The sequence below is a fragment of the Glutamicibacter sp. genome (assembly GCF_050701915.1).
GTDB lineage: Bacteria > Actinomycetota > Actinomycetes > Actinomycetales > Micrococcaceae > Glutamicibacter.
Genome location: NZ_JBOGEG010000002.1, coordinates 37,596 through 48,832 on the forward strand (window position 1 = coordinate 37,596; position 11,237 = coordinate 48,832).

General features: G+C 58.9%; 11 protein-coding genes. 3 read left to right on the forward strand and 8 right to left on the reverse strand.

From position 1 onward, the window contains the following. Positions 1-61: 61 nt before the first annotated feature. The 3 genes from ACRDT3_RS02290 to ACRDT3_RS02300 all read right to left on the reverse strand — a co-directional run bounded on the left by ACRDT3_RS02290 (position 62) and on the right by ACRDT3_RS02300 (position 2,974). Positions 62-1,474, reverse strand: coding sequence for a class II fumarate hydratase (locus ACRDT3_RS02290; protein ID WP_431491417.1), 1,413 nt, complete (start codon positions 1,472-1,474; stop codon positions 62-64). Between the two features lie 129 nt (positions 1,475-1,603). Then, entirely contained in the window at positions 1,604-2,233 is a 630-nt protein-coding gene (locus ACRDT3_RS02295) for a carbonic anhydrase (RefSeq protein WP_431491418.1), read from the reverse strand. 66 nt (positions 2,234-2,299) lie between these two features. Beyond that, positions 2,300-2,974: a DUF4245 domain-containing protein gene (locus ACRDT3_RS02300; RefSeq protein WP_431491419.1), complete on the reverse strand. Its 675-nt coding sequence runs from the start codon at positions 2,972-2,974 to the stop codon at positions 2,300-2,302. 156 nt (positions 2,975-3,130) lie between these two features. Here ACRDT3_RS02300 and glpX point away from each other — a divergent pair, with 156 nt between their 5' ends. Next, complete coding sequence (gene glpX / locus ACRDT3_RS02305) at positions 3,131-4,165, forward strand: class II fructose-bisphosphatase (RefSeq protein WP_431491659.1); 1,035 nt, start codon at positions 3,131-3,133, stop codon at positions 4,163-4,165. A 107-nt stretch (positions 4,166-4,272) separates the two neighbouring features. Here the strand turns inward: glpX and manA are convergent, their stop codons facing one another. The 4 genes from manA to ACRDT3_RS02325 form a co-directional block, all read right to left on the reverse strand. Continuing rightward, positions 4,273-5,481, reverse strand: coding sequence for a mannose-6-phosphate isomerase, class I (gene manA, locus ACRDT3_RS02310; RefSeq protein WP_431491420.1), 1,209 nt, complete (start codon positions 5,479-5,481; stop codon positions 4,273-4,275). Between the two features lie 66 nt (positions 5,482-5,547). After that, positions 5,548-7,170, reverse strand: coding sequence for an LCP family protein (locus ACRDT3_RS02315; RefSeq protein WP_431491421.1), 1,623 nt, complete (start codon positions 7,168-7,170; stop codon positions 5,548-5,550). A 17-nt stretch (positions 7,171-7,187) separates the two neighbouring features. Then, positions 7,188-7,718 (reverse strand): 5-(carboxyamino)imidazole ribonucleotide mutase, encoded by a 531-nt coding sequence (purE, locus tag ACRDT3_RS02320; protein ID WP_105657464.1) that lies wholly within the window; start codon positions 7,716-7,718, stop codon positions 7,188-7,190. Positions 7,719-7,791: 73 nt separating this feature from the next. Next, positions 7,792-8,952 (reverse strand): 5-(carboxyamino)imidazole ribonucleotide synthase, encoded by a 1,161-nt coding sequence (locus ACRDT3_RS02325; RefSeq protein ID WP_431491422.1) that lies wholly within the window; start codon positions 8,950-8,952, stop codon positions 7,792-7,794. A gap of 176 nt (positions 8,953-9,128) precedes the next feature. Here ACRDT3_RS02325 and ACRDT3_RS02330 point away from each other — a divergent pair, with 176 nt between their 5' ends. Further along, on the forward strand, positions 9,129-9,698 hold the full coding sequence (locus tag ACRDT3_RS02330; protein ID WP_431491423.1) for a GtrA family protein: 570 nt from the start codon (positions 9,129-9,131) through the stop codon (positions 9,696-9,698). Here the strand turns inward: ACRDT3_RS02330 and ACRDT3_RS02335 are convergent. After that, positions 9,695-10,423 carry a TIGR03089 family protein gene (locus tag ACRDT3_RS02335; RefSeq protein WP_431491424.1) on the reverse strand — a complete coding sequence of 243 codons (729 nt, stop codon included), beginning with the start codon at positions 10,421-10,423 and terminating at the stop codon, positions 9,695-9,697. The two genes, ACRDT3_RS02330 and ACRDT3_RS02335, sit on opposite strands and share 4 nt — an antisense overlap. A 288-nt stretch (positions 10,424-10,711) precedes the next feature. Between ACRDT3_RS02335 and ACRDT3_RS02340 the strand changes: the two genes are divergently transcribed. Further along, complete coding sequence (locus ACRDT3_RS02340; RefSeq protein ID WP_431491660.1) at positions 10,712-11,236, forward strand: WhiB family transcriptional regulator; 525 nt, start codon at positions 10,712-10,714, stop codon at positions 11,234-11,236. The last annotated feature ends 1 nt before the right edge of the window (position 11,237 follow it).

Genomic DNA, 11,237 nt, shown 5'->3' on the forward strand with positions numbered 1-11,237 from the left:
GCTTACCGCAATCCGCTGTTGGCAACGGACTGCGGTAGCTCAGGGGGTAAGAAGCCCGGTGCTAGTGCTTGCCCACCATGGTGGAAACATCCAGAAGCTGATCGAGCTGTTCCTCAGTGACTTCACCGCGTTCAACGAAGCCCAACGCGATGGTTGCTTCGCGTACGGTCAGCCCCTCGGCGACGGCCTTCTTGGCGATCTTGGCGGCATTCTCGTAGCCAATGAGCTTATTCAGCGGGGTGACAATCGACGGGGAAGCCTCGGCCAGGAAGCGCGCGCGTTCCACATTGGCCTTGATGCCATCGATCATCTTTTCGGCCATCACCGTCGAGGTATTGGACAGCAGGCGAATGGATTCGAGCAGGTTCGAGGCCATGACCGGGATGCCTACGTTCAGCTCGAAGGCGCCGTTGGTTCCGGCCCAAGCGATGGCCGTGTCATTGCCGATGACCTGGGCTGCTACCTGGATGGTTGCCTCCGAAATGACCGGGTTGACCTTGCCGGGCATGATGGAGGAGCCGGGCTGCAGGTCAGGGATTGCAATTTCACCCAAACCGGTGTTTGGACCAGATCCCATCCAACGCAGGTCGTTAGCGATCTTGATCAACGAGATAGCAATAGTGCGCAAAGCAGCGGAGGCCTCGACCAGTCCATCGCGGTTGGCCTGTGCTTCGAAGTGATTGCGCGCCTCGGTGATTGGCAGGCCGGTGTCCTCGCGGAGGAACTCGATGACCTGCTGCGGGAAGCCGTCCGGGGTGTTGATGCCGGTGCCTACTGCGGTGCCGCCCAGGGGAACCTCGGCGACTCGTGGCAGGGCAGCCTCGATGCGCTCAATGCCGTAGCGAACCTGTGCAGCGTAGCCGCCGAATTCCTGGCCGAGGGTGACCGGGGTGGCATCCATCAGGTGGGTACGGCCGGATTTGACGACATCCTTGAATTCGCCAGACTTCGCTTCTAGCGAGGAAGCCAAGGTTCCGAGGGCCGGGATCAGGTCGTTGACCAGCGCTCCGGTGGCAGCAACGTGCACGGAAGTCGGGAAGACGTCGTTGGAAGACTGCGAGGCGTTCACGTGGTCGTTCGGGTGGACCTCGGTGCCGCTGCTTCGGGCCTTCAAGGCACGGGTTGCCAATTCGGCGAGGACTTCGTTGGTGTTCATATTCGAGCTGGTTCCGGAACCGGTCTGGAATACGTCGATGGGGAAGTGCTCATCGAATTGGCCGGTAGCGACCTGATCGGCTGCGGCCACAATAGCGGCAGCACGTTCTTCATCCAGAACGCCGAGTGCCAGATTGGCTCGTGCGGCGGCCTTCTTGACCTTGGCCAGGGCCTTGATATGCGAGGATTCCAAGGTCTTGCCCGAGATCGGGAAATTGTCGACGGCGCGCTGGGTTTGCGCGCGGTACAGGGCCTGAGCCGGAACTCGGACTTCGCCCATGGTGTCATGTTCGATACGGAAATCGTCACTGTTAGTCATGAGCCCAGAGTACGCCCGAACCGTAATCAAAAGACAGGTCTCTGACGTAAACATCACAACCAACAGTGACGCTTCACCGAATTGGGAATAAAAGCCGTTTTACAAGGCTTTTCCTGAAGTCTGGAGCTCTTAGTCGAGGCCCAGGCTGGAGACCAGCTGAGCGCGGCCGTCGTGCAGGTGGTAGGCCACGCCGGCGACCGCGGTGCGGCCTTCTTCGATGGCCAGCGCGATGATGCTGGACAGGTCGACGAGGCGGTCGGTGGTCTGCTTGACGTGCTCGACGACGGTACCGTTCACGTCGGTGATGCCCTTGCGCTCGGCTGCCTGGACCGAGGGGGTGATGTGCTCGACCAAGTCGCGAACGAAGCCCTTGGGCATGATGCCCGATTCCTTGGCTTGGATGGCACTGGTGATCGCACCGCAAGAGTTATGCCCGAGGATCACGATCAATGGGACATTGAGGATATCGACGGCGAATTCCAACGAACCAAGGCTGGCCGGGTCCAGGACGTGTCCAGCGGTGCGCACCACGAACATGTCGCCCAAACCCACGTCGAAAATGATCTCTGCCGCAAGACGGGAATCCGAGCAGCCGAAGATGACAGCGAAAGGTTCCTGGCCGGATATCAACTTCTGTCGTCGAGCACTGTCCTGGTTAGGGTGCTGGGTGTCTTCGTTGACGAAACGGAAATTGCCTGAGCTGAGCTTTTCCCAAGCCTCTTTAGGCGTCAGGGACGGTTGTGTTGATTCAGGGAGCATAGGTCAGATTCTACGGGATGCTATTCGAATATCGAATATATGACTGGAATTCCCCTTGAACGTGACTTACTTCAGCTCACTAGCGACCTGTTCAGCAACACCGTTCAGCTGTTCGGCCGAGGTGTCACTGGAAAGCACGACGGTGGAGTCCTTGAACTCGGAGATCAGATACGTGCTCTGGTCCTTGATGCGCACTTCCCACTGCGCTCCGCCGATGGTGCGAGTTTCGGTGGGCGCCGCCGCATCGGTAATCAAGGCAATCCATGTCGGGTTGGCTTCAGCAGCCTGGCGAACCCACACGAAGTTCTTGTCTTCGAAGACTAGGCCGCATTCCCAATAGGGAACACCCTGGGCAGCATTAGCCTGCCAGCGGGCGAAATTCGCGTATTCCTTTTCGCCCAGTTCCGGAGCGAAGATTTCAAAGCCAGAAATCTGCTCCGTCTGTTCTGCGGTTGCCTGCAGGTTGACGTCGCTTTCAAACGCGTCGTCCTTGGGCGGTGGGTTGAGCATGAGCACCGGAATGAGAATGGCAATGGTGAAACCGATGGACAGCACCATGCCCTTGAAGGTCTGGTTCGCGCGCTTAGCCTGCTTCTCGGTGAGCTGCGGCTTGAACGGCAGGTCCTCGAAGGTGGCATTTGGATCGTCCAGGCTTCGCGGGGCCGCAACAGGCATCTCGGTACCGTTTTCCGCATGGCCGGTAGCCGGGATGTTGTTCTCGGTGTTGTTCTCAGGTTGCACGCCTTCCATTCTCCCCGAAGATTCTGTGGAATTCGAACCAGAGTGCCCAAACGCACGTCGAACTATGAGCAGGCACTCCCGACACGAACTGTAAAGCGAAAACTCTAGAGGATAGAATGGCCTTGTTTGCATAGGCGCAATGACTACGACTCAGTGATGGGATCTTTCGTGACCGAAAAGAACAATTATGCCCACCTTTCTCCGCGGCTGTCGGTTTCCGACGCGGAGCCGGACCGCAACCTAGCACTGGAGCTGGTGCGTGCAACCGAAGCGGCCGCCATCGCTTCCTCGCCATGGGTTGGATTCGGTGACAAGAATGCCGCAGATGGTGCCGCAGTCGACGCCATGCGCGGCCTGCTGTCCACCGTGAACTTCAACGGCGTTGTCGTGATTGGCGAAGGCGAAAAAGACGAAGCTCCAATGCTGTTCAACGGCGAACAGGTTGGCAACGGCACCGGCGCCGAATGCGACGTCGCAGTCGACCCGATTGACGGAACCCGACTCACCGCGCTGGGCCTGAACAACGCCCTGTCAGTGTTGGCTGTAGCCGACCGCGGCTCGATGTTCGATCCTTCGGCCGTGTTCTACATGGAGAAGCTGGTCACCGGACCAGAGGCAGCCGAGCTCGTTGACCTCCGCCTGCCAGTGAAGCAGAACCTGCACCTGATCGCCAAGGCCAAGGGCAAGAAGATCAGCCAGGTGACCGTGACCATCTTGGACCGCCCACGCCACGCCGGCCTGATTGAAGAGATCCGCGCCGCTGGTGCACGCACCAAGCTGATCATGGACGGCGACGTTGCCGGCGCCATTGCCGCAACCCGCGAAGGCACCGGCGTTGACGCGCTGATGGGTGTCGGTGGCACCCCTGAAGGCATCGTGACCGCCTGCGCTATCAAGGCGCTGGGCGGCGTGATCCAGGGCCGCCTGTGGCCAACTGATGACGACGAGAAGCAGAAGGCAATCGACGCCGGCCACGAATTGGGCCGCGTGCTGACCACGAACGACCTGGTGACCTCGGATAACTGCTACTTCGCAGCGACCGGCATCACCGATGGCGATCTGCTGCGCGGTGTCCGCTACAAGGACAACCGCATCCACACCCAGTCGATCGTGATGCGTGCCAAGTCCGGCACCATCCGTTTCGTCGAGGGTGAGCACCATCAGGATAAGTGGGAAGCCTACACCCGCTAATCCACATCTAATTGCAAAACTGCGAGCCATGGACTTGAATCAAGTCCATGGCTCGCAGTTTTTCGGTGGGGACCCCAGTGACGCCACGAAGGGGCTGGTCCGTGCAGCTAGTCGATCTGAGCGCTGGCTGCGAAGAGCTGGCCCGGTACGGTGCCCTGCAAAGTGGCCGTGGCTGGCAGTTCGGCTGCGGTGAGGAACAACGACTGCCCACGGCTGATGTTGCGTTCACCTTCACGGGTGGCTATTAGGAACTCACCGGCGGTGCACAGCAGCACAGCGGCACCGTGCAGCTGCAGATCAGCGGCAAGGCCCGGCTCGGTGGGATCGAGAACCTGCAGCTGGAACTCTTCAAAGTCCGGCTTGTACAGGCGGTCGTGGGTATCCAGGGCCACCGGCTCCAGAATCGGGGCAGGGGAGGGGGTAGCAATGGTGACGTCCAGCAGTTCGGGAACATCGATATGCTTGCTGGTCAGTCCGCCACGCAGCACATTATCCGAATTGGCCATGACCTCAATTCCCAAACCGCGCAGGTAGGCATGGACGTTGCCTGCACCCAGGCTGATGGCCTGGCCAGGTTCCAGGAAGATCAAATTCAGCAGCAGGGCTACCAAAACCCCTGGATCGCCAGGATAGATCTTGTTGATTGAAACTAGCTCGGCGAAATGCGCATTGCCGTGCAATACGGGGCTGCCTGCCACGCCTTCGCTGATCTGCCCTACCAGCCGTGAAATTTCGTCCCCAGCGGTTAGAACATGCTTGAAAGTCCGGGCCAGCGGATCGGTGCCCTGCAGCAGGCTGACCAGCTGGCCAATCGAGGCATGTGCCGAGTCAGGCAGGTGCGCCGCGAGGATCTGCAGGTCGTCAACAATCTGCGCCGGCTGGCGGAAGCCGGATAGCGCCACAAAGTCGGTCAAGGCAAAGAGCATCTCCGGCTTGTGGTTGTCATCGCGGTAGTTGCGGTCAGTGGCGTCCAACGGCTTGCCGCTCGCATTTTCCCGGGCGAAACGTTCTTGCGCCTGCTTCAGCGTTGGGTGCGTCTGGATCGACAGCGGCTGGGTCGCCGAGAGCACCTTGAACAGGTAGGGCAATCGTCCGTAGCGCTGGGTGACTGCTGCCCCCAAAATGTGCTCTGGGTCCTGGGCGATGAAATCATTGAGCGCTGTACCGCTATCGGAGATCCGGCTCGGGCACCCGGGATGGGCACCGAGCCACATCTCGGCCTGCGGAGTGGTTTCCGCAGGCAGATCGAGCAGATCGGAAATCTGCGAAGCAGATCCCCAGTGGTAGTCCCTTATCGCGTTTTTCAACTCGAACACGTCTTTTGACCATTGCCTTTCAGGAGCGGTAGTTGGGTCGCATGGCGGTCGGGGGGTCTTAACCGTTTATGGAACCGAGCATTCGTCGTTATTTGCCGCGATCTCTGAAATCAACGTGCGGTAGCCGGCAATTTCCAAATTCACCAAGTACTCTTCGGTGATCGGGCTGCCATCAGGCTGGGTGAATTCCTGGGTGTCCTCATTCGACAGCTTCGGCGCATTGTTCACGTCAGTGGTTTCTGGCGCCTCTTCGGAGGCCTGGGTTTCTTCCGGAGCCGAGGACTTGGAGGTATCCTCGCTCTTCTCAGGCTTGTCCTTCTTCTCTTCCTTCTTCTTCTCTGGCTCGTTCTGCTTCGCGATCAACGTCTGGATGCGCTCTTGCAGCTTGTCGAAGTCGGGGTAGGTGGAGAAGCTGCGTTCGAAGTCCGGCGCACCGAGGGTCAGGCGGGCCATGGGCTCCTTGGAAACCTTTTCGGCCAGGGAGACGAAGGAACCGAGCTGGCCGGCAGGAATGTCGGTTTCAACCAGCTGTTCACCGGCCGCCATGATGGACGTGAAATTGCTCAGGATCGTTTGCGGCTTGAACTGCTTGATGATTCCCTGCTGCAAGCACTGCTGGCGCTTGATGCGGTGGTAGTCATCGGTGAAGTCGCGTGAGCGGGCAAACCACAACGCCTGCTTGCCGGTGAATTCGTGGGTGCCCGGTGCGAACCAGTGGGTGCGCACGGTGCTGTTTTCGTGGTACTTCCCGTTGTAGGGAACCCAGCCGCCGGAGTTGATGGTGACGCCGCCGAGGGCGTCAACGAACTGCTCGAACCCGGCCATGTTGACCATGACGTAGCCCTGGACAGGAAGCCCGGTGGTGCCTTCCAACGCATCCATGGCAGCCTGTGCGCCGACGTTCTTCACGGTGTCGGGGAAGGCGTCTGCGTGCTCGGTCTCGGCATTGCGGTAGATCGCATTGAAGATGCACTCGTCACCGCAGTTGTAGCCTTGGGGCCAGATCTCCTCCATGGGAGAGCCCGGGGCGAAGCGCGCGCTCTGGAAGTTGCGTGGCACCGAGATCAGCAGGCTCTTGCCGGTTTTGGCATCAACAGAAAGCAGAGCCGCAACGTCGGTGCGGACGCCTTCGCGGTTGTCACCGGAGTCAGCGCCGAAGACTGCGATGTTGTAGCGCCCGTCGATTGGTTCGAAGGCAGGACCTTCATCGAAGACGGCCACAATGGTCTCGCGTCCGGTATTCAAGAGCGAGGCGCCGTAGATGAAGACACCGCTGGTGGCTACCACGGCCGCCAGGGTGAAGACGGTAACGATGGCACGCATGCCAGGGGCCAGCAGCTTGGGCCGGATAATCACCAAGGTGTTGGTGAACATGATCAGCCAGCCCAGAGCCAGCGTGCCGAGCACGATGATCAAGAACAGCTGGAAGTTCGGGTGGGCTACCCAGCCGAGAATGATCGAACGATCAATGAAGTACAGGGCTGCCAGCGCGAGAATGGCCAGCCAGCAGGCCATGGTGATGGACACTGCGATCCGTCCCAGCTTGCGATTTCCCGCCACCAGCTGAGCGCCGCCGGGGAAGAAGATGGTCAGCAGGACCAGGATCAGAGCCCGCTTGCTGCGCTGCGGAGAGCTGATGGTCTCCGGCTGGCGCAACGGACTTGGTGCGCGGTGACTGGCAGAACCCATGTACTTTTGGACTTTCCCTAGGAGGCGAAATTCTCGTTGGCAACTTCAGCACGCAGAGCCGAACCCTTGGCATGGGCTTGCTCGCGCAGTGAATCTGCAAACTGAAGCAACTTTACCTGTAACGATTCGGCTAGCTCATCGGTTCCCGCTGCGAGCATGCGCACAGCCAGCAGGCCGGCATTGCGTGCTCCGCCAATGGAAACAGTTGCTACGGGGACTCCTGCAGGCATCTGGACGATGGAGAGCAGGGAGTCCATTCCATCTAGTTTAGCCAGTGGAACTGGAACTCCGATCACCGGCAACGGTGTAACAGCTGCAAGCATACCGGGAAGATGCGCTGCACCACCTGCTCCGGCGATGATTGCGCGCAGTCCGCGTTCGTGGGCTTTCTTGCCGTAATCGATCATTTCTTCTGGCATGCGGTGCGCCGAAACGACGTCCGCTTCAAAAGGGATTCCGAACTCGGCCAGAGCCTGTGCGGCCAGGCGCATTACCGGCCAATCGGAATCAGAACCCATTACCAGGCCGACAAGTGGTGCTTCAGACATGAGATTTTCCTTGCGGTGTTCTAGTAAGAGCCGCTGCCCGGTAGATGGCAGCGGCTCTTGATCAAAATAAAGACTAGACGGTGGCTTTGACGCCGTCGCGGATTAGCGCGGCAACCTTATTGGCCTGCGAACGAAGTTCATCCACGCTTTGCCCTGCGTTAGCCACAACGTTAACGTGGCCGATCTTGCGGCCCGGACGCACGGACTTGCCGTACGCATGCACCTTGACCTCGGGCGCGGCGGCCAATGCGGCATGGAAAGCCGAGTAGAGGTCCTGATTGGCGCCACCGAGATAATTCTTCATCACGGTCACGCCCAGTTCGCGGGTTTCGCCCAGCGGCAGATCCAGGACCGCACGCAGGTGCTGCTCGAACTGGCTGGTGACCGAACCGTTCATGGTCCAGTGACCGGTATTGTGCGGGCGCATGGCCAATTCGTTGATCACGAAACCTGCGCCTACACCCGGAGTTTCAAAGAGTTCTGCGGCCATGACGCCGGTGACGCCGAATTCTTTCGCGATGCGCAAGGCCGCATCGGCTGCGGTGGTTGCGGTGGCCTCGTCAATGTCCTGGGCGGGCGCAATCACCTCATCGCAGACTCCATCAACCTGGATGGTGTGGACCACGGGCCAGGCCTTGGCCTCGCCCGAAGGCGTGCGGGCTACCAAAGCGGATAGTTCGCGGGAGAAATCGACTTTGTCTTCGGCCAGCAGCGGGCCATTGGCGAACCAGTCCGCGGAATCCTTGGCGTCCTGGACATTGTCCAGCATGCGCACGCCCTTGCCGTCGTAGCCGCCGCGTGGGGTCTTGAGCACAATTGGCCAGCCGGTCTGCTCACCGAAAGCGATCAGGGCATCGACATCTTCAACCTTGGCCCACGCGGGATTCGGCAGTCCGAGGCGTTCGATGGCTTCGCGCATGACCAGCTTGTCCTGGGCATGGATCAGCGCTGCCGGTCGCGGCTGGATGTTGACGCCCTCATTGATCAGGGTGGTCAAGAATTCGTTGGGCACGTGCTCGTGGTCAAAGGTGACAACGTCCTTGCCCTTGGCGAATTCGCGCAGGGTATCGAGGTCTTTGTAATCGCCTACAGGAGCGTCTGGAACGCATCGCGCAGCCGAAACATCAGGACCTTCGGCAAGAACATGCAGTTCAAAACCTAGGTTCAGGGCCTCGGGGGCCATCATTCGGGCTAGCTGCCCGCCACCAATCACACCAATTTTTGGAAAGCTCACGATTACAAGGGTATCGAAAGCGACGTTGAGAATCGCATGCGCGATGTCTGATTACTCTCACAATTCGGTCAATTTCCAGAAAGTGCCGATAAAATGGCAAGATCGCGCGCTTCTCGTAGTGCTAAGTGCGCGTAGTTACTGCTAGCCAGACGGGAACATTATTCCCTGGAGGACAATTGCTCGAGCGCATCAAACTCAAAATAGTCGGACTCATCTCGTTGCTGTGGCGCGAGGTGGCGAAGTTCGGCGTCGTCGGTGGCGTTGCGTTCATCATCGACTCGGGGATCTACGTCTGGCTGCTGCATGGCTCCATGAGCGATTCGCAGGTTAAAGCGAAAATCATTGCTGGTGTCGTCGCGACGATGTTCTCTTGGGTTGCCAACCGCTATTGGACCTTCCGCCACCGCCGCCAGGCCAATGTGCTGCGTGAGCTCGTGATGTTCATCATCATGAATGCCATTGGCTTGGGCATTGCCGCGGCCTGTGTATGGGTCACCAAGTACTGGTTGGGCTTGACCGATCCGACCTCGGTGTTCATCGCCGGTTCGGTAGTCGGCTTGGTGCTCGGCACCATCTTCCGTTTCTTCGCCTACCGTTTCTGGGTCTTTGGCAGCGCGATGGATGCGGAAGAAGAATTTGCCCACGACCACGAAATTCTGGGCAAGAAGGCGGCCGATACCGGCGCTGACACGGTAGATTCTACTGGCCAGGCCGATACCGGCACGGTGCCAACGGTGATCCGTTAGCTAGCAAGTTGGTAGTCGAAAGTGATGCGTTCACCGTCGCGAAGGCGCGGGGTAATCTCTACACCGTCTTCCACTAGCACAATTGCGTCTCCTGCTTTCCACTGGCCAATGGCGTAGGGCAGCAAGGCGAGTACGGGTTGCTGGGAACGCACTAGAATAGTTCCTTGCGCCTTAGCTTCGGTATTGAATAACGTGGCTAGGCTGACGGGGGCGTCACCATTGGTTGCGATGGCTGAAGCATCACCAGGAACTGGCGAGGGATAGAACTGATCCCCGTAGGTACGCACGGAGGCATTGAAGTCTTCTGCGACAGGGCCGAGATCCGAGCCGAAGGACAGCGCGAGAGCTGCCGGGTTCACGGCGAGGATTTCAGAGCTGTTGGGGATGCGCTCATCATTCGGTTGGGCTGTAACCCAAACCGATGCCTGCTGGGCATCATCATGTCCAGCATCAACCAGCGTGGCGCCATGATGCAGTGCGGCTAGAGCCACGACCAAGGACTTCCAATGCGCTGGCAAGTCAAGCACCACCAGCGAGTCTTCATCGAGGTCGAAGACCTCACCCAAAAGATTGGCGCTTTTCGCGACCCAATTGTCAAATACCCGACCGGAGAGCTCGATACGTTCCCCGCGGACGGAGTACCAGGTGAGCCATGGGGAGGCTGAACTGCGCCGTGGCGCGAGTAGATTCTCCACGAAAGTTCCTGATTGTAGGCTATTGCTCATTGAATGTCCTTAAATTTAATTACTGAGAATTCACCGAGAATTCAGCTAAGACGGGACTCGCCCACCTCATCTGCATCTTTTGACGGCGTGTTGTGCCGGGAGTTTCCTGAGAACTCTTCTTAGAATGACCTCCCCGCTTGACTCTAGCGGAGTTACACGGCTGTAATTAGATGGTGAGTCCGGGCAGGTTCATCACTTTTCGCTAGTTCGATGGAATAAATGCTGCCGGATGGATCGGGAGCAATGACGGCCCGATCTTCTCAAACCAATCGAAAGGTCAACATCACCATGGCGAATCTGGAGCAGGGGTACTCCGAATTTTCGACCTCGGCTGTTGCGTCGGCTCAATATGGGCTGGAGGACGCACCATCCGACTGGTTTGTCGATCCTCAAGCCGGTGAGTCCGCACGGGTTGCAGTTGCAGCCGATCTGGAGACCGCGGCCGACAACTTCTTGAAAGAACATGACACGTTATCCGAGACCGAAGAAATTTCCTCGGTCGGTTCGTGGGCACCTGAGCTCGACGAGGATGACGAAGTGCGCGAAACCATCAAGGCTGTTTGGCTTGGTGTTGGCGGCGAAGTTGACGAGGGCGAGTTGGGCTGGCAGGCCCGTGCTCTGTGCGCACAGACTGACCCCGAAGCTTTCTTCCCTGAAAAGGGCGGTTCGACTCGCGACGCGAAACGTGTCTGCGGCGCATGTGTTGTCCGTTCGGAATGTCTAGAATATGCCTTGAGCAATGACGAGCGCTTCGGAATCTGGGGAGGGCTCTCAGAGCGCGAACGTCGCCGTCTACGGAAACGAGCAATCTAAT